The following is a 21132-nucleotide window of genomic DNA, read 5'->3' as shown; positions in this document are numbered from 1 at the left end:
TTATTAATAATGGCCAGCATTAGAGTGTCCGCATGGCGAGAACGTCAGGGACAGAGACCAGGGACAAGCTGATCCGCGCGGCCGAGGAGGTCTTCGCCGCGCAGGGAACGGACGGCGCCCAGCTGCGGGACATCGTCCGACTCGCGGGGCAGAGCAACCCCTCCGCGGTCCAGTACCACTTCGGCTCCCGGGCCGGGCTGCTCGACGCGGTGATGGAGGGGCGGCAGGCCCGTACCGAACGGGTGATCGCACCGCTGCTCGACGAACTGGCCGCGGACTGCGGCGTACGGGAACTGCTCACCGCGCTGGTGACGGCCGAGGCGAGCCTGCTCGCCGACGACCGGGGCCGCCGCTGCCTGCGGATCTCGGCCCAGCTCAGCCACGAGACCGGGCTGCGGACCGGCCGGCTGCACCCCGCCCTGGACGGCACCGCCTACGGGCGGCTCATCGGACGCGTCGGGGACCGCCTCGACGCCCTGCCCGGACCCGTGCGTCTGGAGCGCCTGGACCTGGCGCTCACCCTGATCGGCGCGGCGCTGGCCGACCGCGCCCGCCAGGGTCTCGACGGCACCCGGTCGCTGACCGGCGAGGAGTTCTTCCTCGCCGATCTCGTCGAGACCACCACCGCGTTCCTGCACGCGCCCGTACCGGGCGACGCGTGCATCACCCGCACCACACGAAGGACAGTGTCATGACCGACCAGAACAAGCTCAGCGACAAGACCGTCGTCATCACCGGCGGCGCCCGGGGCCTCGGCGCCGAGGCCGCACGTCTCGCCGTGGCGCGCGGCGCCGATGTCGTGATCACCGATGTGCTCGACGAGGAGGGCGCCGCCACCGCGGCCGCGCTCGGGGCGCGGGCCCGCTTCCTCCACCACGACGTGACCTCCGAGACGGACTGGCAGCGCGTCGCCGAGTTCGCCGTGGCCGAGTTCGGACGGATCGACGGCCTGGTCAACAACGCCGGCGTATCGACCGGTCAGCCGCTGGAGACCGAGACGGTCGAGCACTTCCGCAAGGTCATCGACATCAACCTGACGGCCGTCTTCATCGGCATGAAGACGGTGATCCCGGTGATGAAGGAGAACGGCGGCGGTTCGATCGTCAACATCTCCTCGGCCGCCGGACTGATGGGCCTCGCCCTGACGTCCAGCTACGGTGCCTCGAAGTGGGGTGTCCGCGGTCTGTCGAAGGTCGGCGCGGTGGAGCTGGGCACGGCGAAGATACGGGTGAACTCCGTGCACCCGGGCATGGTCTACACGCCGATGACGGCGTCCGTCGGCATTCAGCAGGGCGACGGCAACTACCCGAACACCCCGATGGGCCGTGTCGGCGAGGCCACGGAGATCGCGGAGGCCGTCGCCTTCCTGCTCTCGGACGCCGCCTCGTACATCACCGGTGCCGAGCTGGCCGTGGACGGCGGCTGGACGACGGGCCCGACCGTGAAGTACGTCATGGGTCAGTGATCACCCCCGGCGGTCGATGTTGGATGGGGGCATGACTCCTTCTGACGAGATCCTGGACATCGTCGACGAGAACGACGTGGTCGTGGGGCAGGCCCCGCGCGGTGAGGCGACCGCGCGGGGCCTGCGCCATCGCTGCGTCTTCATCGAGGTCCGTGACCCCGCGGGCCGGCTCTTCGTGCACCGCAGGACCCCCACCAAACTGGTCTTCCCGTCCCACTACGACATGTTCGTCGGCGGGGTGGTCGGGGCGGGCGAGTCGTACGACGAGGCCGCGCTGCGGGAGGCCGAGGAGGAACTGGGCGTCTTCGGCCTCCCCCGCCCCGAGCCGCTGTTCAAGTTCCTCTACGAGAGCGCGGAGCACTCCTGGTGGAGCCACGTCTACCAGGTGCGGTGCGAGCTGCCGGTGAACCCGCAGGCGGAGGAGGTCGCCTGGCACACCTTCCTCACCGACGCGGAACTGGCGGCACGGCTCGGCGACTGGGAGTGGGTGCCGGACGGTCTGGAGACGTACCACCGGCTGCGCGCCTTCCGGGCGGGCGGGACCGCCTCCTGAGCCCGGCCGCGAGGCGCAGGGACGTCACATACCAGACGCATGGGGACGTTCCGGCAACGCAGCGAGGCACCGTGGCTTTCGTCGCGCGCCCGCCAGGGGGCGCGGGGACAGCCCTTAGGGTTCACGCGTGAACGATTTCGTGCAGAGCCTGCGCCTGTGGTTCGCGCCGCAGCGCGTCCGCGAAGAGGGCGACACACCCGACTACCGGTTCTCGCTCGCCAACGAGCGCACCTTCCTCGCCTGGATCCGTACGGCACTCGCCCTGATCGGCGGTGGTTTCGCGGTCGACCAGTTCCTTCCGGAGCTGGCGTGGGGCATACGGGCGGGGCTGGCGCTGGCGCTGCTGGCGGCCGGTGTGCTGTGCGCGCTGCGGGCGGTCAATCACTGGGTGCGGTGCGAGCGGGCGATGCGTCGGGGGGAGGATCTGCCGGTCTCCCGGTTCCCGTCGCTGCTGGGTCTCGCGGTCGCCGTGGTCGCCGTGGCGATGGTGGTGGTGGTCCTCTTCGGCTGGGAGGGACGGTGACGGACGGCGGGCGTGATCCAGGGCTGCAGCCCGAGCGGACCAGGCTGGCGTGGCGGCGTACGACGCTGTCCTGCACAGTGGCCGCGCTGCTCGCGGTCCGGCAGGCGCTGCGCGGCGGCGCGACGCCGGTCGGGATCCTCGCCGTGTCGCTGAGCGCGCTGGCCTGGCTGGGCTTCCTGGTCGTGGCGCACCGGCGGGTGCTCGGGATGGGGACCGCGCGGCCGCGGCCGCTCCCGGCGCTCGGCGCGCTGACCGCGGCGGCGTGCACGGTCGCGCTCGCGGTGTTCGCCGCGGCCACGCTGTTCTGAGTGCCGGGGTCCGGCGCACCGGACGGGTCAGACGTCCGGAGTCTCCCAGGGAACGGTGACGACGATCTTTCCCCGGGTGCGCCCCTGCTCGTTCAGCCGGTGGGCGTCCGCAGCCCGTTCCAGGGGGAAGACCCGGTCCACATGGACCGTGACGACGCCCTGCTCGGCCAGTTCGGCCAGGTGGGCGAGATCCTTGGCGTCGGGGCGCACGAAGGCGTAGCGGCCGCCGTAGGAGAAGACTTCGGCGTCCGTGATGGAGGCCAGCCGGCCGCCGGGCCTCAGCACTTCGGCGCTGACGCGGAGCGCCTCCCCGCCGACGGTGTCGAACGCCGCGTCGACGCCGTCCGGGGCCAGTGCCCGCAGCCGGTCGGCGAGGCCGTCCCCGTAGGCGACCGGCTCCCCGCCGAGCGCCCGGACATGGTCGTGGTTGGGTTCGCTCGCGGTGCCGATCACACGGGCGCCCGCGTGGCGGGCGAGCTGGACGGCGAGCGAGCCGACACCGCCCGCCGCCGCGTGGACGAGCACCGTCTCGCCGTCCCTGATCCTCAGGGTGCGGTGCAGCACCTGGTACGCGGTGAGACCGGCCAGCGGAAGGCCCGCCGCCTCCTCGAAGCTCAGGTTCAGCGGCTTGCGGGCGAGGGTGCGCACGGGCGCGGCGACGTACTCGGCGAACGTACCGCGGCAGAGGAAGTCCTCCCGCACATAGCCGATCACCTCGTCGCCGACCGCGAACTCGTCGACGGCGACGCCGGGCTGCACCACGACACCGGACACGTCCCAGCCCGGAATCACCGGGAAGACGGCGTCCAGACCGGAGTCGAGGTGGCCCTCGCGGGCCTTCCAGTCGACCGGGTTGACCGCCGCGGCCCGCACCTTCACCAGGACGGTGTCGGGACCGACCTTGGGGTCGGGCCGTTCCCCGTACTCCAGGACGTCGGCACCGCCGTAGCCGCTGTAGCTGATCGCCTTCATGTACCGACCCTCGACGCGGGCCGGGGCACCCGCAACTCAGGCCGTGGGCGCCCCGGGGAACCGCTCCGTCACCAGCGCGGGATCGAGGGGGCGCGCCAGCCGGGCTCGGCCTTGCGCATCGCGGCCTCGTCGTCCCGCTCGCGCATCGTGCCGTCGTCGTCGAGCCAGCGCCGGTGCAGCACGGCCAGGCGTTCGCGGTCGAGCTCCACGCCGAGTCCGGGCGCGTCGGAGACGGTGAGCCGGCCGTCCCGGAAGACGTGGCGGGTGGTGATGACGTCCTCCGTCTGCCAGGGGTAGTGGCTGTCGCAGGCGTAGTCGAGATTGGGGACGGTGGCCGCCACATGGGTCATCGCGGCGAGGCTGATGCCGAGGTGGGTGTTGGAGTGCATGGAGAGTCCGACGCCGAAGGTGCGGCAGATCCCGGCCAGTTCGCGGGTGCGGTGGAGCCCTCCCCAGTAGTGGTGGTCGGAGAGGACCACCTGGACCGCGCCGCGCGCGAAGGCCTCCGGGACCTCGGCGAGGGTCGTCACGCACATGTTGGTGGCGAGGGGGACGTCGGTGGCGGCGGCGACCTCGGCCATCAGGTCCGTGCCGCTCGCCGGATCCTCCAGGTACTCGAGTACGTCCTTCAGCTGCTCGGCGACGTACAGCGAGGTGGCGACCGACCAGGCACCGTTGGGGTCGAGGCGCAGCGGCCGGCCGGGGAACTCCTCGGCCAGCGCGCGGATCGCGGCGATCTCCCGGTCGGGTTCGAAGACGCCGCCCTTGAGCTTGAAGGAGGTGAAGCCGTGCTCGCGGGCGAAGCGCCGGGCCTGGGCGACGACTCCGGCCGGGTCGACGGCGGCGCCCCAGTCGTCCGGCTCGCCGCCCTCCGGGTGAGCCGCCCAGCGGTGGAAGAGGTACGCGCTGTACTCGACGTCGTCGCGGAGCCTGCCGCCGAGCAGGGCGTGCACGGGCAGCCCGAGGGACCTGCCCAGCGCGTCCAGGCAGGCGACCTCGAAGCCGGAGACGACGGAGAGGCGGAGCTTGTCGGCGGTCTGGACGCCGCGCAGACCGCCCGCGTCGACACGCTCGTCGGCCGCGCGTGAATCACCGCACACCTCCTCGGCCAGTGCGAACAGGCCGTTCAGATCACTGACCGGGCGTCCGACCAGGGCGGTGGCGAGCGGCCGGGCGAGTTCGAGGTACTTGCCGTCCCCGTACGTCTCCCCGACACCGGTCACGCCCCCGCGGGTGACGACTTCCACGATGAGCCGCGGGGTGTACGGCTGGTGCACGCCCTGGGTGTTGAGCAGGGGAGGGTCGGCTATCAGGATCGGGGTCAACCGGACGTCTTCGATGAGGAACCCTGGTTTCATACATGAACTCTATTCAGGGATGCGACTCGACACCAGACATCGGGCCACGCCGGACCGGAGTCCGCCCGTCGGATCCGGGCGGTTCACTGGACGACATACCGACTGGTCGGCATCATGAACACCGACCGTCTCTCACCCCGGAGGTGCGCACGATGAGCCCAGTCCAACCGCCAGGTCTCGACCTCGACCGGCTGCGCGGACATCTCGACCGCGAGCGGCCGGGCCTGGTGCACGGACCGCTCGAAGCCCGGCTCATCGAGGGCGGCCGGTCGAATCTGACGTACCTCGTCACGGACGGTGCCGGGCGCTGGGTCGTCCGCAGGCCCCCGCTGGGTCATGTGCTGGCCACCGCGCACGACATGAAGCGCGAGCACCGGGTCATCAGCGCCCTGCACCCGACGGCCGTCCCGGTGCCCGAACCGGTGCTGCTCTGCGAGGACGACTCGGTGATCGGGTCGCCCTTCTACGTCATGGAGTACGTCGAGGGCACGCCGTACCGCACGGCCGAGCAGCTCGCCCCGCTGGGCGCCGAACGCACCCGGGAGGCCGTCCTCGGCCTCGTCGACACCCTGGTCGCCCTGCACGCCGTGGACCCGGGATCCGTCGGGCTCGGCGACTTCGGCCGCCCCGAGGGCTTCCTCGACCGGCAGCTGCGCCGCTGGGGCAAGCAGCTGGACGCCTCCCGCAACCGCGAACTGCCCGGGATCGACGAACTGCACGCCGCGCTCGGCCGTGAGCTCCCCGTCTCCCCCGCACCCACCGTCGTACACGGCGACTACCGCCTGGACAACGTCCTGATCGGCCCCGACGACCGGATCAAGGCCGTCCTCGACTGGGAGATGTCGACGCTCGGCGACCCGCTGACCGATCTCGGCCTGCTGGTGATGTACAGCTCCGACCTCGGCCTGAAGAACTCCCCGGTGTCCACCACCAGCGGCGCGGCCGGCCACCCCGCTCCCGCCGAACTGATCGAGCGCTATGCCGCGCGCTCCGGCCGGGACACCTCCGCCATCCCCTGGTACACGGCGTTCGCCTGGTTCAAGCTCGCCGTGATCCTGGAGGGCATCCACTACCGCTACACCCTGGGCCGGACCGTCGGCACCGGCTTCGACCGCATCGGCGACCTCGTCCCCGTCTTCATCGAGCACGGCCTCACGACCCTCCAGGAAGGCTGATCACCGCCATGGACTTCGCTTTCGACGCCCGCACCGAAGAGCTGCGCGCCAAGCTGCTCACCTTCATGGACGAGCACGTCCACCCGGCCGAGAGGATCGCGGACGAACAACGCGCGCAGTCGGCCTCCCCGTGGGACACCCCGGGGATCGTCGAGGACCTGAAGGCCGAGGCACGGCGGCAGGGACTGTGGAACCTCTTCCTCCCGGATGCCGTCCACGGGGCCGGGCTGACCAATCTCCAGTACGCCCCGCTCGCCGAAATCACCGGACGTTCACCGCAGTTGGCGCCGACTGCACTCAACTGCGCGGCCCCGGACACCGGAAACATGGAGGTGCTCCTCCAGTTCGGCACCGAGGAGCAGAAGAAGCAGTGGCTGGAGCCGCTGCTCGCCGGGGAGATCCGCTCGGCCTTCGCGATGACGGAGCCCGAGGTGGCCTCGTCGGACGCGACCAACATCGAGACCCGCATCGTGCGCGACGGCGACGACTACGTCATCAACGGCCGCAAGTGGTACATCTCCGGGGCCATGAACCCGGACTCCCGGATCTTCATCGTGATGGGAAAGACTGCGACCGCAGACGACGTCGACGTCCGCCGACAGCAGTCGATGATCCTGGTCCCGCGCGACACCCCCGGTCTCCAAGTGCGGCGCGCCATGCGGGTGTACGGCTACGAGGACCACTACCACGGCGGTCACGCCGAGGTCGTCCTCACGGACGTACGGGTGCCCGCCGCGAACCTGATCGGCGAGGAGGGCGGCGGATTCGCCATCGCCCAGGCCCGGTTGGGGCCGGGGCGCATCCACCACTGCATGCGGCTGATCGGCATGGCCGAGCGGGCGATCGAGCTGATGTGCAGGCGGGCCGTGTCCCGTACGGCCTTCGGCAAGCCGCTCGCCCAGCAGGGCGTCGTACAGAACTGGATCGCGGACGCGCGGGTCACGGTCGAGCAGCTGCGGCTGCTCGTCCTGAAGACGGCATGGCTGATGGACACGGTGGGCAACCGGGGCGCACACACCGAGATCCAGTCCATCAAGATCGCCACCCCGCGGGCCGTGGTCGACATCCTCGACCGGGCGGTGCAACTGCATGGCGCGGGGGGCGTCAGCCAGGACTTCCCGCTGGCCGAACTCTGGGCGGCGGCACGGACGCTGCGCCTGGCGGACGGGCCGGACGAGGTGCACCAGCGGTCGCTGGCCCGGCGCGAGATCAAGCGGTACCTGTAGGCGGTGGCCCGGCGCGGGGTGTGCGCGACCACCGCCCGGTTGCCGCCCGGTCCTCGATCGCCGAACGGGCCCGGCCCGCGGCGCAGGGCTCCTTCGTGACCGGCCGTTCTCAGTCTCCGCGTGGGCTCCGGTCGTCGCCGGGTCGCCTCGCCTCGCCGGCGGGCGGGTCCGGGGTGTTGCCGTGCGGGTCCGGTCGTCCGATCCGGTCGAGGACGTCGGTGTAGAGGGAGCGTCTGTCGGGGCGGGCGTGGGCGGCGGCCCGGCGCAGGGCACCGATCGCCGCCCCGCCCATCCCGGCCAGCCCCTCGGCCGCCGTCCTGCGCACGACGGGATGCGGGTGCGCGAGCAGTGCCGTCACAGCGGGGATCGCGGGCTCCCAGCCGGCGTGGCAGAGCGTACGGATCGCCGAGCGCGTCACGTCCGGCCGGGGGTCGTCCAGCAGGAGCATCGTGTGGTCCAGGTGGGTCCGCCGGTCCAGCATCGTCCGTGAGGTGCGATGGGCACGCAGGCGGACCCCGACCCGGGGATGGGTCAGCAACTCCGCGAGCAGATCACGCAGTCCGGGATCCTCGTCCGGGGCCGGGCCCGCGTGCGCCTCGACCAGTTCCGTGAGGGCCCGGCCGATCTGTTCCGGGGTACCGGCTCGGGCCAGGTCGAGCAGTTCCCGCCGGGACGGCCGGCGCGGGGCTCCGGCCGGCGCGGCAGCGGCACGATCGCCGGGCGCGGCCGAAGCCGCCTCGTCCCGCGGGACGGCGCCCGGATCACGCAGCGGACCGTCGACGAGCAGGAGCCGGTCCGCGAGTTCGCCGCGGCCCTCGGCGCGCAGCCGGCGACAGGTCCGCGTGAGCGCCGGGGTCCGCAGCAGTCCGCGGTCGAGGAGCAGGTCCAGGAAGCCCCGGGCCCCGGCGTCGAGGCGGTCGCCGAGTGCCCTGGCGAGCGCGTCGGCGGGGTACGCGCGCAGTGTCCGGCCGAGCGCGGGTCCGACGGTGGGCGGGGCCTGTTCCCACCACTCCAGCAGCAGTGGTACGAGCGGTTCCAGTGCCCACGGGTCGAGCCTCGATGCCACGAGAGCCACCCGGTCGCGCAGGATGTCCTCCCCCCGGAGCTCCGTCTCGTCGACGGCACCCAGCGCGCGGGCGAGGTCGGCGTCGACGGGTATGTCGACGCGCCCGCGGAGGAACGCGCGCAGCACCGGCAGCCGGGCCTCGGGCTCGGGCCACTTCGCCAGCGCCAGGGCAGCGGTCTTGCTGCGGTCCGGGTGGGTCGATCCCAGCATGTCCAGCAGGCGTTCCCGCAACGCGGTCGAGCGGGGCTGGTCGAGATCGTCGACATGCACCTGCCGGGGCAGCGGCGCGGGGGTGCGGGCGGTCTCGACGATGGTCCAGGGCGGCGCGTCGAGGGGCTGGAGCGCCGTCATCCAGTCCAGCAGCGCGGCCCGGACGTCGGGGGCCGCGCCGTGGTGGACCTCGATCAGCGCGTTCAGCCGGTCCCGTGAGCCGACCGTGCCGTCGTCCCGTCGCCGGAACTCCTCCAGCGTGCCGGGGTCCCGCACCGCGCCGTCCAGCGCCGCCCACCATGCCCGCGCCTCGGCCGAGATGTCGGCGGTGGCGGACTCGGGGACCGCGAACGCCTCCCTCAGCACGGCGGTCCCGGCCCGCCGGGGGTCGGCGCCGAGCCGGGCCGACGCCAGTGCCTGGTCGAGGTCAGTGCGGACCAGTACCGCGCCCAGGCCGCGCAGCAGCGCCAGCGTGGACCGGCCGGGCGTCGCGGCTGCGGGGCGCAGGGCCCGTATCGCGGCGGCGACGACGGGCCGGCCGGCCGCCGTCAGTTTCGGCGCGACCTCTTCGAGTACCGCGAGCAGGTCGTGCCGGTCCTCGTCCCGGGCGTCCGCGAGCGCGTCGAGCAGGACCCGGGTGGACCGGGCGAACACCGTCAGCTCCCCGGCCGTGCGGGGCGCGGGGCAGACACGCAGCGCGAACCGCACCGTCCTGTCCCGCACCGCGGGCCGGGAACCGGCCAGGCGGAGCCAGTCGGTGAGCATCGGCCGCAGGTCGTTCAGCCGCTCGGGGCGCAGCGGCGCGTCCCGCTCCACGACGCGCAGCGCCACCGACGGGCTCCAGCCGCCGTCCACCAGCGACCTGATGTCACGCTCCGCCGCACTGTCCGCCACCGGCCCTCGGGCAGCGGCCGATACGGTGATCCCGTGTCTGGCCAGCGGTACCGCCAGTTCCCTCACCTCTCCGGAGGCCAGGCCCACCCGCCTCTCGGCCACCAGGGAGAGCAGGCGGGCCGCCACCGGTGAGGCCTGGTCGTCCAGCGCCAGGACCGACCGGGCCGTGAGCGCGCCGTCGAGCCCTTCCAGCAGCAGTACGCGGGTACGGTCGTCCCGGCTGTGCTCGGCGGCGGCGAGGAGTGTCGCCGCGTAGGCGTCGCCGAGGACGGCGCGCAGGGCCGCGACGAGCGCTGCGCGCAGCCCCGGGTTGTCGTGGTGCCCGAGCCAGAAGAGCAGTTCGGGCAGCACCGCCGGGGTCCCCGCGCGGACCAGCGCCTCGGCGGCGGTCTTCTTGATGTTCATGTTCGGGCGGCCGAGGCATGCGGCGATCGCGGTGGACGCCCAGTGGGCCCGTGCGTGGCCCAGGGCGAGGAGGGCCTGCCGGACGGTCTGGATGTCCCGGGCGGTGGTGAGCGCGATCAGGCCGGCCGACAGCGCCTGTGCGTCCTCGCCGGTGGCGTCGCGGGCGAGCAGGGCGATGACGTGCTTGCGCACATGCCGGTCGCGGTGGCGCAGCAGCCGGTGGACCCGGGCGCGGGTGCCCGCCCAGGGGGCCCGCCGCAGCAGTTCGAGCAGGATCGCCTGTTCGCGGTCGGACAGACCGGGCCGGTCCAGCAGATCCAGCGCCGTGGTCGCGACGAGTGCGTGACCGGCCTCTCGCGCGTCCGCCGCGTCCAGCAGGCAGACGGGCCGGATCACGCCCCGCTCGTGGAGGCGGCGGCCGAGGGCGTGCACGGCGTCCAGGGCCTCCTGCGGCACCACGGGCTCACCGCCCGGCCGTCCGTGTTCCCGGTCGGCCGACGCCGCCAGGTCGGTCACGACGCGCAGCAGCAGGTCGGCGACGACGGGCAGGGTGCCGGGACCGGCGTGGGCCGCCAGCCTGCGGAGCGCCGCCATCGGCTCGTCCGGCTCCGGGCGAAGGCTCAGCAGGGCCAGTTCGCGTTCGTCCGGGCCGCCGAGGTCGGCCGCGATGCGTGCCGGCAGGTCGGCGGGATCCAGGCGCGGGAGGAGGTCGCGCCGTTGCTCCGGGTCCCGGGTCAGCTGCCACAGCAGTTCGAGGGCACGGTGGCGTACGGCACGCAGATGGGGTGCGACGGCGTCCCGGGTCGGGCCCAGGCCCAGTCCTTCTCGCAGGGTCAGTACCGTTCGCTGCCCGCCGATGGCCTCCAGGGCCTCCAGGGCCGACGCGGGAGCCGAGGGCAGCAGAGCGAGCACGGCTTCCTCGGCGTCCGCGTGGCGCAGCTCACGGATCGCTTCGAGGAACGGACCGGGGACGGCGGTCGAGGAGAGCGCGCGGGTGATCGCCTCGCCGATCGGGAGCTCACCCGTGCCCTGCCCGGCCAGGGCCACCAGCAGGGCGAGCCGTCGTGACCGGCCCGGATCGTCGGCGATCGCCTCCGTCAGCAGTCCGAACACCTGTTTCCGGCAGGTGTACAGGATCGTCGCTACCTCGCCGGGCGGAATCGAGTGGTCGGCCAGGGCCAGGCCGATGACGGCCGCGACGTCCGGACCGTCCACGAACAGCCCGCGCCGGTGCAGTCCGCGCAGGCAGGCCGTCGCCGGTCCGCCGAACAACAGGGGGTCGTCCGCGGCGACGGCCACGAGTCCACCGATGTCGTCGCGGCCCGCCAGATCACCGAGCAGTTCCATGCCCCGTCGGCGCAGTCGCGGCGGAAGGTCCGGATCGGCGACGACCCGGCACAGCAGCTCCTTGTGGCCGTGGCGAGCGGCGGCCGTGAGGGCCGCATCGGCCACCGCGGGGCGCGTCCGGACCGGACCGGCGGCGAGAAGAGCGGTGAGGCGTCCCGCGGGCAACGGCTCCACCGCCGCCCACGGCTCGGCGAGTTCGGCCAGTGCGTCGGCGACGACCTGGTCGCTGTCGGCGCCGAGCTGGCCGACCAGGCCCTCGCGGACCAGCGCGGGAGCCAGCAGTCCGGCGTGCAGCCCCTGCCGGGCGAGCCGCAGCGCCTCGGCCTGCAGCACCGGATCGCCGCTGTCCGCCAGTTCGCCCACCAGGCGCGCCGGCCGGTGCGCACCGGTGATGTCCGCCTCCCGTACCGCCTGGTAGAGGAGTTCGCCCGGGGCTTCGTCACGGATCACCGCGGGCTCGACGAGGAGTTCGGCGCGCAGCCACGCGATCCTCACCCGTACCGGTGTCCCGGCCGTGCGCCGAAGCGGCTCGGCCCGGCCCCCCGGCCTCGGGCCGAGCCGCTCGTACAGCCCTGCCAGGAGGAGATCCGCCTCCGGCGGTCCCATCAGCTCCACCGGGAGCAGAGCGGCGAGTTCGGCCGTCTCCGATGCGTCGGAGAGACCTGCGGCGACGCGCTCGGTGAGCAGGACCGCCCCCAGATGACGCACGCCGGGGTCCTCGTGCCGGATCAGTCGTCCGAGCACCGCCGTCGAGCAGTCGTGCGCGTCCAGGAGCCGGGACAATCGGCCGGTGTCGGCCCCGCGGACGCCGTCGTGGAACTGTTCGTCGGTCGGCGTCTTCACCGTCGGATGCTAACCGGGCCGTTCCCGGCCCCACCAACGGAATTCGCCTCTCCGCCGTCAGTAGCCGCCGAACGGCACATGATCCGCCAGGGCCAGGTCGCGGGCGAACGCCCTCACCCGCAACAGGCACCGGGCGGCGAGGCGGACGGCCGGTCCGTGGCGCGGGCCGTAGGCCGCCGCCCAGAGCCCGGGGACGTGCGCGGACCGCTGGATGTGAGTCATACAACCAGCTTCGACCCGTTCCGGTGGTCGGTCCAACAGATGGTTCAGCTGGCTGCCATCGATATCGTGGATGGATGGAGATTCGACAACTCCGCCACTTCATGGCGGTGGTCACGCACGGCACGTTCACCGCCGCCGCCCGTGCGGAGCTGATCGTCCAGTCCGCGCTGAGCACATCCGTACGCAACCTGGAACGGGAGCTGGGTGCCGAGTTGTTCGACCGGACCGGCCGGCGGGTGATCCTCACCGAGGCGGGCCGGGCGCTGCTGCCGTCGGCCCGCTCGGTGCTCGCCGGGGCCCGGGCCGGACGGGACGCGGTGGCCGCGGTGTCGGGGCTGACGACCGGACGCGTGCGTATCGGCACCATCCAGACGCTGACCTGCGTGGACCTGGCGGCCGAGCTGGCCGCCTACCACCGGCTCTGGCCGGGGGTGCAGATCTCGCTGCGCGAGGCGACGACGCCGGAGCTGGTCGCGGGGGTGCGGGCCGGTGAGCTGGACCTCGCCTTCGTCGCGCCGGACGCGGCCGAACTCCCCGATGGCATCGTCGGGTTCGCGACCTGGCACGAGGACCTGGTGCTGATCACCGCGCCGGGCCACCGGCTGGCCACGGCCGGACGCACCCTGATCAAGGATCTCGCCGACGAGCCGTTCGTGGACTTCCGCGCGGGCACCGGTCTGGAGACGGCGGTGCGGCGGCTGGCCGCGCACTGCGGGCTGGAGCGCCGGATCACCTGTGACGTCACCCAGATCCGGCTGCTCGTCGAACTCGTACGGGCCGGGATCGGAGTGGCGATCGTGCCGCGTCGGATCGGTGAGGACGCGGGACTGCCGTGTGTCGGCATCCGCCAACCGGAACCCGGGCGGACGGTGGTGCTCGCGGGCCGGGCGCCCCGCCCGCGCAATCCCGCGGCGGAGGCGCTCCTCGACCGGCTGACCGCCGGACGGGCGCCGGCGACGCGAGCCCCGTACCCCCCGGACGGGGGTGACCGAGGGACAGCCCTCAGGGGCGCAGGGCGCGCAGCAGCAGATCGGCCAGGTGGTCGGCGACCTCCTGCTGGCTGAGCGGGCCGTCGGGGCGGTACCAGGTCGACAGATGGTGGACCGAGCCGAAGTGGTAGTCGACGATCAGGTCCGCCGGGGTGGCCGTGGAGAACACCCCGCTTCGCTGGCCCTCCTCCACCAGGGCCCGGAAGCGCTCGTGGTAGCGGCGCCGCTCGGCCCTCACCTGCTTGTTCTTCTCCGGGCTGAGGTGGTGCATGGACCGGAAGAAGATCGAGGCGTCGTCGAGGTTCTCGATGGTCGTGACGACGACGTCCGCGGCCGCGTCCCGCAGCCGCTGTTCGACCGGGGCGTCGGCGTCGGCAAAGGCGTCGAGGCGCTCCTGCTGGAGCCGGAGCACTCGGGCGTAGACCTCCTGGAGAAGGTCCTCCTTGGAACCGAAGTAGTGGTACAGAGCACCCTTGGTGACGCCCGCCGCCTCGACGATCTCCTGGACGGAGGTCCGGTCGTAGCCCCGCTCGGCGAAGAGCCGGGTGGCGGCGGCCAGCAGCCGCTGAGGGACGGGGGGCGTCTCCCCGTCCGTCGCCTTGGCCATTGCCGCCACCTTCCTTCCGTACCGTGCGCGAATCCGTGCTGTGCGTGCGTGCGACGGACCACCGTGCGTGAAAGCGGTCCGTCATGCCCGAGACGGTCTATCGGCGGGAACGCAGTTCCCGCCTGAGGATCTTCCCACTCGCCGTCTTCGGGAGTTCGGCCAGGATCTCGACCTCGCGCGGATACTTGTACGCGGCGAGCCGTTCCCTGCAGTACGCGGCCAGCTCCTCGCCTCCGGCCGCGGTGCCCGGCCGGAGGCTGACGTAGGCGCGGACGGTCTCGCCCCGGTAGGCGTCGGGGACACCGACGACGGCCGCCTCCCGGATGGCCGGGTGGGTGTGGAGGACGTCCTCCACCTCACGCGGCCAGACCTTGAAACCGGAGGCGTTGATCATGTCCTTCTTCCGGTCGACGACGTACAGCCAGCCCTCCCGGTCCATGAAGCCGATGTCGCCGGTGCGCAGCTCGCCGTCCGGGAAGGCGGCGGCGGTGGCCTCGGGCAGCCGCCAGTAGCCGGACACCACCTGCGGCCCGCGGACCGCGATCTCGCCCTGCTCGCCGAAGGGCACCTCCTCACCGTTCTCGTCGAGGATCCTGACCACCGTGTCGGGGCCCGGCACGCCGACGGAGAGCGTTCCGGAGGCCGGGTCGACGGGGGCCTCCCGCTCCGGCGGCACGGAGGCGCAGGGGGCCGTGCACTCGGTGAGGCCGTAGCCGTTGCGGATGTACGGGCCGAACCCCGCCCGGAACTTCTCGACGAGGGCGGGAGGCAGCGGCGCGCCGCCGGAGGAGATCACCTGGAAGGAGGAGAAGTGCTCGGGGGTGACGCCGGGGTGGGCGGCGAGTGCCATGAACGCGGTCGACGGGCCCACCGTGTAGGCCGGGCGGTGTTCGGCGAAGGCATCGAGGACGACGCCGGGGTGGAAGCGGTACGCGAGGACGAGGGTGCCCGCGTTGGCCAGGCAGGCGGCCAGCTGGCACACCATGCCGGTGATGTGGAAGAGCGGGGCGAGCGCGAAGTAGGAGGAGCCCTCGGCGACGGGGTGCCCGGCGCGCTGGCGCTCGGCGTTGACCATGATGTTGCGGTGGGAGTTCATGGCGCCCTTGGGTGTGCCGCTGGTCCCGGAGGTGTAGCTGATCAGCGCCACGTCGGCACGGGTGGGTCCGCGTCCCTCGGGCGCTCCGGCGCCCTGCCGCGCCACGGCGAGCAGATCGTCGGCGTCCTCGGGGACGGGCAGGCGCTCGAAGCCGAGTACGCGCGCGTCGTTGCGTGCCTGGAGGTCCAGCTCGCTGGTGGTGAGCGCGATCCGCACGCTCGGGGCGTCGGCGGCGGTGTCCCGCAGATACGCCTCCCAGGCCCGGTCCGCGCAGATCAGCGCGGTGACCTCGGCATCCTTCAGCACGTGCCCGACCTCGCCGGACTTGTACATCGGGTTGAGCGGGACGACGGTGGCACCGGCCTTCCAGGCGCCGAGCAGCGCGAGCACGAACTGCGGGGTGTTCTGCAGCATGATCGCGACGCGGTCGCCGCGCTCCAGGCCCCTGGCCGCGAGGTGTCCGGCCACGGCGTCGGAGAGCGCGTCGGTCTCGCGGTAGCTCTGGCGTCCGTCGAAGTAGGCGAGCGCGGTGTGCCCGGGGCTGCGGGCGACGGAGGCGCGGAAGGCGTGGACCAGGGTCTCGGCGGGGCTGACGGGGGCCCGCTGGGCCTCGCTGAGCAGCTGGATCCAGGGCTTGGCCGCGTAGACGGACCCGGTCATGCGCCGGTCTCCTCCCACTTCTGCTGGAGGTGGTTCATGTTGCCGAGCCAGTGGTCGGTGTCCTTGGTACGGGCCCGGTAGTACCCGGCGACCTCGGGGTGCGGCAGGACGAGGAAGCGGTCCTCGGCCATGGCGTCGAAGAGCGCGTCGGCGACCGCCTCGGGCTCGATGGCGCCGGGGACGAGGACGAGCTCGCCGGCCGATCCGGCGGCGGTGAGCATGTCCGTGCGCACGCCCTGCGGGCAGATGGCGTGGACCTTGATGCCGCGGTGGCGGTAGGTGAGCGAGAGCCATTCGGCGAAGGCGACGGCACCGTGCTTGGTGACGCTGTACGGAGCGGCGCCGATCATCGTCAGCAGCCCGGCGGCCGACGCGGTCGAGACGAAGCGGCCGCTGCCGCGCCGCAGCCAGTCGGGCAGCAGCGCCCTGGCCGCACGGACATGGGCCATCACGTTGACGTCCCAGGCGGCGGCCCAGACCTCCTCGTCGGCGAAGGCGTCGCCGGGCGAGGCGAGGCCCGCGTTGGCGCAGTAGACGTCGACGGTGCCGTCCAGCACGTCCCGGGCGGCGCCCACGATCCGCGAGGCGTCACCGGCGACGGCCGTGGCGCCGATCTCCTCGGCCAGCGGACCGATCCTGGCCTCGTCAAGGTCGTTGACCACGACCCGCGCGCCTTCCGCGGCGAACCGGCGGGCCAGGGCGGCCCCGATGCCGCCTCCGGCCCCTGTGACCACTACGCCCGCGCCCTGCACCGTACCCATCGGGTCCCGCCTCTCTCAGCCGACTGCACCAGCAGACTAACCAGTCGGTATGTCGCGATGGAAGAGGTTGGCACCGCTTGGGCGGCACTCCTGTCACACCCGTCACGTCCGGCTCATTCCGTATGGCCTGAACGCGCGCTAGCGTGCGTGACCATGACAGAGGTCGCGATCATGGAGGTAGCCGAATGAGCCTGTCCAGACGTGGTTTGCTGGCCGCCGGCGGCGCGGTGGGGGCCCTCGCGGCGACGGCCGCCGGGACCGGGGCCGCGACCGCCGCCCCCGCGTCCGGCAAGGAGCGGGACAACGGGCGCCGGGTCCGTACCGGCTTCGATCGGCTGGCGGCGGACGGTTACGCACTGCTGAAGGGCCAGAAGGTCGGCGTCGTCACCAATCCCACCGGGATCACCTCCGATGTGCGCCACATCGTCGATGTGATGCACCCGGACGAACGCGTCGACCTGATCGCCGTCTTCGGGCCCGAGCACGGGTTCCGCGGCACCGCGCAGGCGGGCGGCTCGGAGGGACGCTACGACGATCCGGCGACCGGACTCCCGGTGTACGACACGTACTTGAAGAGCGGTCAGCCGCTCGCGGACGTCTTCACCGCGTCCGGCGTGGACACGATCGTCTTCGACATCCAGGACGCCGGAGCCCGCTTCTACACGTACATCTGGACGCTGTACGACTGCATGGAGGCGGCGGCGCTCGCGGGCAAGCGGTTCGTCGTCCTGGACCGGCCGAACCCGGTGACCGGGCGGGCGGCGCTCGGTCCGGTGCTCGACCCGGCCTTCGCCACGTTCGTGGGCCGACGGGAGATCGCGCAGGCGCACGGCATGACGGTCACCGAGCTGGCGCTGCTCTTCAACGCGGAGTTCCTGGCCGAGCGGCCGGTGGACCTGCGCATCGTGAAGATGTCGGGGTGGAAGCGCTCGGACTTCTTCGACACGACCGGGCTGCCCTGGGTGCCGCCGAGCCCCAACATGCCGACGCCGGACACCGCGCTGGTGTACTCGGGGACCTGCCTGTTCGAGGGGACGAACCTCTCCGAGGGGCGCGGCACCACCCGGCCGTTCGAACTGCTCGGCGCGGAGGGCATCGACCACCGGTGGGCGGCGGCCGTGAACGCGCTCGGTCTGCCGGGGGTCGCGTTCCGCGAGGCGTACTTCGCCCCGACGTTCTCCAAGTTCCAGGGGAAGACGGTCGGCGGGGTGCAGCTGCACGTCCACGACCGTGCGGCCTTCGACCCGGTTCGCACCGGGATCGCGCTGCTGGTGACGGCGAAGCGGACCTGGAGCGGGTTCGAGTGGCGCTCGGACAACTGGATCGACAAGCTCACCGGCAACACCCGCGTCCGCACGATGATCGACGCGGGGGCGGACACGGACGAGGTGGTCGGGGCCTGGGCGAAGGACCTCGCCGCGTTCCGGTCGGTCCGCAAGCGGTATCTCCAGTACCGGTGACACGGTGAAGCCGGGTGGGCCCGAGAGTTCGGGCCCACCCGGCGCACGCGTTCCGCCCTCGAAGGGCCGGACGGTCCACGGATGCCCTACCGATGGGCGGGGAACTCCACCACCTGCTGGTACGTCGGGCGGTTCTGCCAGTGGACGGACTTCTGGGCGATGCCGCCCAGCGGCCGGTGGACGATCGAGTCCGAGCACCACTGCTCGCCGGCCTTGCAGTCGTCGTCGCCCGGGTAGACCTCCGCCGCCGGCTCGGCCGCGGCCTGCTTCAGGGAGGACAGCAGCGCGTCACGGCAGGCGGCCGGATCGCCGTTCCCGCAGTACGCCTCGGCCAGCGGTCCCTTGACGGGCTGTCCGAGGACCCGGCGCAGGTCCTTGTCCACGAAGCCCCACCAGCCGTACTGGAACGCCGAACCGCTGTGCGCCCCGCTCGGTCCGTGGCCGGCCGCCGGGGACTCGTCGGTGGCGAGGTTGGCGGTCAGCGCCTCGTACAGTCCGTCGCCGAGGCCCGGCCTGAATTCGGCCTCGACCAGCTTCGGCCACCACGCGTCCATGATCCGTACCGCGTCGGCGTGGGTGTACACGTGCGATCCGGGACTGCTCTCCCTGCGCTGCGAGCCGGCCGCTCGCCAGGACTCCAACTGCTGTACGGCGGAGTTCAGTTCCGGGTCGGTGACCGGCCGGGAGCGGATCACCTTCAGCAGTTCGGGCAGCAACTGCTCGCCGCGCAGATCGGTGACAGCGGCCTGGGCCATCGCCCGGGTGAGGGAGGCGCGGGTCACGCCACCCTCCTCGACCAGCTTCGCCACCCGCTCGTCCAGCAGATCGGCCCGGTGCACCGCGCCGAGCCCGAAGCCCGCGGCGGCATACCCCTTGGCCTGCTTGTTGTTCCAGGAGACGTAGTAGTCCTGGCCGCTGGAGCGCGGGTGCTCGGCGAACGAGGTGTACGCGGCGGTGTTGGCGGCCGGGTCGTATCCCTTCCACTCGTAGGCCCGCTCGGCCTTCACCGGCAGCGCCGGGTCGACGCCCGCCGCGCGCACCGGGTTCATGCCGCTGTTGTAGTACGCGGCGGTGCGGGAGTCGGCGTAGAACCAGTTGAAGGCGTAGTCGATGTTGCTCGCCGCCCGCTGGAAGGAGGCGGCGTCCTTGACGTACGACGGATCGTTGAGCATCTGGAAGCCGATGATCGAGTCGGCCTCGTGGCGGTAGGTGGTGCGCAGCGAGGTGTACGCGACGGGCTTGCCGCCCACGGTGGCACGGTGGGTGACGATGCCGTAGTGGGTGCGCCGGACCTGCATCCGGTAAGAACCCTTGGCCGTGGAGTCGGCGACGGTCGGCTTCCAGGAGTTGGTGCGCTCCAGGGTCTCCATGGCGGTGCAGGTGCCACGGTAGAGGTAGTGCGTGGAGTCCTTGGTGGGCGCGGACCCGTCGGGCTCGCACAGGTCGACGGCGTAGGTGTCGGTGATGTCCTGACCGGCCGAGGTGGCGCTCCAGGCGTAGTCCTGGCCGCGGCCCATCTGGATGTACATGCCGACACCGGCGAAGGAGACACCGCGGGCGCTGATGCCGGGACCCTGGATTTCCTGGAGCATCATCAACTGCGGGGCGAAGTAGCCGGTCTGCGGCCCGAACACGGCGATCGGGTTCCCGCTCGCGGTGTGCTTCCCGGAGACCAGCAGGGCGTTGGACATGCCACGCTTCTGGGCACCGGAACCGGAACCGGGCAGCGAGCCCTCGGGGACGACCCCGTCGTCGTAGATGCCCTGGGCCTTCCTGAGCGTGGCCGGGGCCTTGACGGGGGCCTTCCTGTCGGTGCCCGCGGAGCCGGTGCGGTCGTGGATGAGGGGTTCGGCGGTGACGGACCCGGCGTCGGGCAGCGCGGTGCCGCGCGCCGTGGCGGGCTTGCCCGCGTACGGGAAGGACGTGCCGTCATGGATCGTCAGCACGGCCTCGGGGTCCTCGCGCTGGCGGAACGACTCCCAGACCTTGGTTCCCTCGGCCACGCCGTACTTCTGCTGGGCGGCCAGCAGCGAGAGCGCCGCCTGCACCTCACCGCCGCCGCCCCCGCCGAACTGACCCCCGACCACGGAGGCGATGGAGATCAGGTCCGTCAGCTCGAACGGCTGGATCTCCCCGATGTTGGTGATGGCGTCTATCTTGCCGGTGAGCACGTACTCACCGGGGAAGTACCGGCCCTTCTTGGACTTCTCGCGGTACGCGTTGATGCCGTCGACATACGCCTGGGCGTCCGCCATGGCCTGTTCGCCGCGGGCGCCCTCATGGGTCCTGATGTACGCGACCTGCGCTTCGAGATCGGCCTCGGTGTACGGGGCCTGCGGCCAGAACTGCTGCTCCAGGCCCTGGTTGGCCAGCGCGCCGCCGGCGAACGAGGTGAGTTCGCCGCGTCCGATGTGCCGGAACAGGTCCATCAGCCAGAGCCGGTCCTGCCCGGCGGCGAATCCGGCGCCGAACTCGGTGCCGTAGCGGGTGGTGCCCTTGATGTGCGGGACACCGGACGCCTTGTCACGGGTGATGGTGACGTCGTCGCGCGGCGAGGTGACGGACTCGACCTGGTCCTTGGGGACGCCGAACGAGGCGTCGTTGAAGAAATCGGTCAGCTTCCGGTCCGTGAGACCGTCGTGTCCGGCCACCAGGCCGTTGTAGCGGTCGAGTTGATCGTCGCTGTGGGCGGGGTGCGTACCGAACGCCTTGTTGCCGAGGATGTCGACCAGGGTGGCGTTGCCGTTCTCCCCGGGCGGCAGGATGTCGTCGCACTGCCCCTGGCAGTAGTCGGTGACGGGTGCCGGTTCCGCCGCCGCGGCGCCGGACTGCGGCGAGGCCGCGAGCAGGGTGGTGCCGAGCGCGAGTACCGCCGCGACGGTGGCGGCTCTGAACTTGACGGTGCGTGGGGGCATGCGTGCTCCTCCGAGAGGCCGATGCGCCGGAGGTTACCGACGGTATGACCCGCCGTTGAGGTGAACAACAGTCACCT

Annotated in this window: 17 protein-coding genes; 9 read left to right on the top strand and 8 right to left on the bottom strand. The window is 72.3% G+C overall.

Annotated elements, in window-relative coordinates; all coding sequences use genetic code 11:
• Window positions 1–32 precede the first annotated feature (32 nt).
• The 5 genes from ACIRP2_RS25395 (at window position 33) to ACIRP2_RS25375 (ending at window position 2849) form a co-directional block, all read left to right on the top strand.
• Window positions 33–695: a TetR/AcrR family transcriptional regulator gene (locus tag ACIRP2_RS25395; protein ID WP_404253994.1), complete on the top strand. Its 663-nt coding sequence runs from the start codon at window positions 33–35 to the stop codon at window positions 693–695.
• Entirely contained in the window at window positions 692–1465 is a 774-nt protein-coding gene (locus ACIRP2_RS25390; protein WP_404253992.1) for a glucose 1-dehydrogenase, read from the top strand. Before ACIRP2_RS25395 ends, ACIRP2_RS25390 begins: the two co-directional genes overlap by 4 nt.
• 31 nt (window positions 1466–1496) lie before the next feature.
• Window positions 1497–2018, top strand: a complete 522-nt coding sequence (locus ACIRP2_RS25385) for an NUDIX hydrolase (RefSeq protein WP_404253990.1) — start codon at window positions 1497–1499, stop codon at window positions 2016–2018.
• Between the two features lie 127 nt (window positions 2019–2145).
• Window positions 2146–2541, top strand: a complete 396-nt coding sequence (locus ACIRP2_RS25380) for a DUF202 domain-containing protein (protein ID WP_351074890.1) — start codon at window positions 2146–2148, stop codon at window positions 2539–2541.
• Window positions 2538–2849 carry a DUF202 domain-containing protein gene (locus tag ACIRP2_RS25375; protein ID WP_404253988.1) on the top strand — a complete coding sequence of 104 codons (312 nt, stop codon included), beginning with the start codon at window positions 2538–2540 and terminating at the stop codon, window positions 2847–2849. The genes ACIRP2_RS25380 and ACIRP2_RS25375 overlap by 4 nt, the downstream gene beginning before the upstream one ends.
• Before the next feature lie 27 nt (window positions 2850–2876).
• Here the strand turns inward: ACIRP2_RS25375 and ACIRP2_RS25370 are convergent, their stop codons facing one another.
• Window positions 2877–3821: an NADP-dependent oxidoreductase gene (locus tag ACIRP2_RS25370; protein WP_404253986.1), complete on the bottom strand. Its 945-nt coding sequence runs from the start codon at window positions 3819–3821 to the stop codon at window positions 2877–2879.
• A gap of 68 nt (window positions 3822–3889) precedes the next feature.
• On the bottom strand, window positions 3890–5179 hold the full coding sequence (locus tag ACIRP2_RS25365) for a glucarate dehydratase family protein (RefSeq protein WP_404253984.1): 1290 nt from the start codon (window positions 5177–5179) through the stop codon (window positions 3890–3892).
• Between the two features lie 152 nt (window positions 5180–5331).
• Between ACIRP2_RS25365 and ACIRP2_RS25360 the strand changes: the two genes are divergently transcribed.
• Together ACIRP2_RS25360 and ACIRP2_RS25355 are read left to right on the top strand one after the other, a co-directional pair.
• Window positions 5332–6354, top strand: coding sequence for a phosphotransferase family protein (locus tag ACIRP2_RS25360; protein ID WP_404253982.1), 1023 nt, complete (start codon window positions 5332–5334; stop codon window positions 6352–6354).
• An 8-nt stretch (window positions 6355–6362) separates the two neighbouring features.
• Window positions 6363–7580 (top strand): acyl-CoA dehydrogenase family protein, encoded by a 1218-nt coding sequence (locus ACIRP2_RS25355; RefSeq protein ID WP_404253980.1) that lies wholly within the window; start codon window positions 6363–6365, stop codon window positions 7578–7580.
• Between the two features lie 109 nt (window positions 7581–7689).
• Here the strand turns inward: ACIRP2_RS25355 and ACIRP2_RS25350 are convergent, their stop codons facing one another.
• Both ACIRP2_RS25350 and ACIRP2_RS25345 read right to left on the bottom strand, forming a co-directional pair.
• A complete protein-coding gene (locus ACIRP2_RS25350) occupies window positions 7690–12345 on the bottom strand; it encodes a HEAT repeat domain-containing protein (RefSeq protein ID WP_404253978.1) in 4656 nt (1551 codons plus the stop codon).
• A gap of 57 nt (window positions 12346–12402) precedes the next feature.
• On the bottom strand, window positions 12403–12567 hold the full coding sequence (locus ACIRP2_RS25345; RefSeq protein WP_404253976.1) for a hypothetical protein: 165 nt from the start codon (window positions 12565–12567) through the stop codon (window positions 12403–12405).
• 74 nt (window positions 12568–12641) lie between these two features.
• Here ACIRP2_RS25345 and ACIRP2_RS25340 point away from each other — a divergent pair, with 74 nt between their 5' ends.
• On the top strand, window positions 12642–13631 hold the full coding sequence (locus ACIRP2_RS25340) for a LysR family transcriptional regulator (protein ID WP_404253974.1): 990 nt from the start codon (window positions 12642–12644) through the stop codon (window positions 13629–13631).
• Here ACIRP2_RS25340 and ACIRP2_RS25335 read toward each other — a convergent pair.
• From ACIRP2_RS25335 to ACIRP2_RS25325, 3 genes are all read right to left on the bottom strand, one after another.
• Window positions 13570–14163: a TetR/AcrR family transcriptional regulator gene (locus ACIRP2_RS25335; RefSeq protein WP_376208664.1), complete on the bottom strand. Its 594-nt coding sequence runs from the start codon at window positions 14161–14163 to the stop codon at window positions 13570–13572. The two genes, ACIRP2_RS25340 and ACIRP2_RS25335, sit on opposite strands and share 62 nt — an antisense overlap.
• Before the next feature lie 97 nt (window positions 14164–14260).
• A complete protein-coding gene (locus ACIRP2_RS25330; RefSeq protein ID WP_404253972.1) occupies window positions 14261–15919 on the bottom strand; it encodes an AMP-binding protein in 1659 nt (552 codons plus the stop codon).
• Window positions 15916–16680 (bottom strand): SDR family oxidoreductase, encoded by a 765-nt coding sequence (locus ACIRP2_RS25325; protein WP_404253970.1) that lies wholly within the window; start codon window positions 16678–16680, stop codon window positions 15916–15918. Before ACIRP2_RS25325 ends, ACIRP2_RS25330 begins: the two co-directional genes overlap by 4 nt.
• A gap of 185 nt (window positions 16681–16865) precedes the next feature.
• Here ACIRP2_RS25325 and ACIRP2_RS25320 point away from each other — a divergent pair, with 185 nt between their 5' ends.
• Window positions 16866–18140, top strand: coding sequence for an exo-beta-N-acetylmuramidase NamZ domain-containing protein (locus ACIRP2_RS25320; RefSeq protein WP_404253968.1), 1275 nt, complete (start codon window positions 16866–16868; stop codon window positions 18138–18140).
• Between the two features lie 86 nt (window positions 18141–18226).
• Here ACIRP2_RS25320 and ACIRP2_RS25315 read toward each other — a convergent pair whose 3' ends face one another.
• Window positions 18227–21055 carry a penicillin acylase family protein gene (locus ACIRP2_RS25315; protein WP_404253966.1) on the bottom strand — a complete coding sequence of 943 codons (2829 nt, stop codon included), beginning with the start codon at window positions 21053–21055 and terminating at the stop codon, window positions 18227–18229.
• Window positions 21056–21132: the final 77 nt, after the last annotated feature.

It is taken from the genome of Streptomyces sp. NPDC101194 (assembly GCF_044767885.1).
GTDB lineage: Bacteria > Actinomycetota > Actinomycetes > Streptomycetales > Streptomycetaceae > Streptomyces.
The sequence above is the reverse complement of the archived record's forward strand: the minus strand, read 5'-3'. Positions and strand labels throughout refer to the sequence as shown.

Coding starts and splice junctions, on each gene's coding strand:
- ACIRP2_RS25395 (WP_404253994.1), top strand. CDS start 33: ATGGCGAGAACGTCAGGGACAGAGACCAGGGACAAGCTGATCCGCGCG.
- ACIRP2_RS25390 (WP_404253992.1), top strand. CDS start 692: ATGACCGACCAGAACAAGCTCAGCGACAAGACCGTCGTCATCACCGGC.
- ACIRP2_RS25385 (WP_404253990.1), top strand. CDS start 1,497: ATGACTCCTTCTGACGAGATCCTGGACATCGTCGACGAGAACGACGTG.
- ACIRP2_RS25370 (WP_404253986.1), bottom strand. CDS start 3,821: ATGAAGGCGATCAGCTACAGCGGCTACGGCGGTGCCGACGTCCTGGAG.
- ACIRP2_RS25365 (WP_404253984.1), bottom strand. CDS start 5,179: ATGAAACCAGGGTTCCTCATCGAAGACGTCCGGTTGACCCCGATCCTG.
- ACIRP2_RS25360 (WP_404253982.1), top strand. CDS start 5,332: ATGAGCCCAGTCCAACCGCCAGGTCTCGACCTCGACCGGCTGCGCGGA.
- ACIRP2_RS25355 (WP_404253980.1), top strand. CDS start 6,363: ATGGACTTCGCTTTCGACGCCCGCACCGAAGAGCTGCGCGCCAAGCTG.
- ACIRP2_RS25345 (WP_404253976.1), bottom strand. CDS start 12,567: ATGACTCACATCCAGCGGTCCGCGCACGTCCCCGGGCTCTGGGCGGCG.
- ACIRP2_RS25340 (WP_404253974.1), top strand. CDS start 12,642: ATGGAGATTCGACAACTCCGCCACTTCATGGCGGTGGTCACGCACGGC.
- ACIRP2_RS25335 (WP_376208664.1), bottom strand. CDS start 14,163: ATGGCCAAGGCGACGGACGGGGAGACGCCCCCCGTCCCTCAGCGGCTG.
- ACIRP2_RS25330 (WP_404253972.1), bottom strand. CDS start 15,919: ATGACCGGGTCCGTCTACGCGGCCAAGCCCTGGATCCAGCTGCTCAGC.
- ACIRP2_RS25325 (WP_404253970.1), bottom strand. CDS start 16,680: ATGGGTACGGTGCAGGGCGCGGGCGTAGTGGTCACAGGGGCCGGAGGC.
- ACIRP2_RS25320 (WP_404253968.1), top strand. CDS start 16,866: ATGAGCCTGTCCAGACGTGGTTTGCTGGCCGCCGGCGGCGCGGTGGGG.
- ACIRP2_RS25315 (WP_404253966.1), bottom strand. CDS start 21,055: ATGCCCCCACGCACCGTCAAGTTCAGAGCCGCCACCGTCGCGGCGGTA.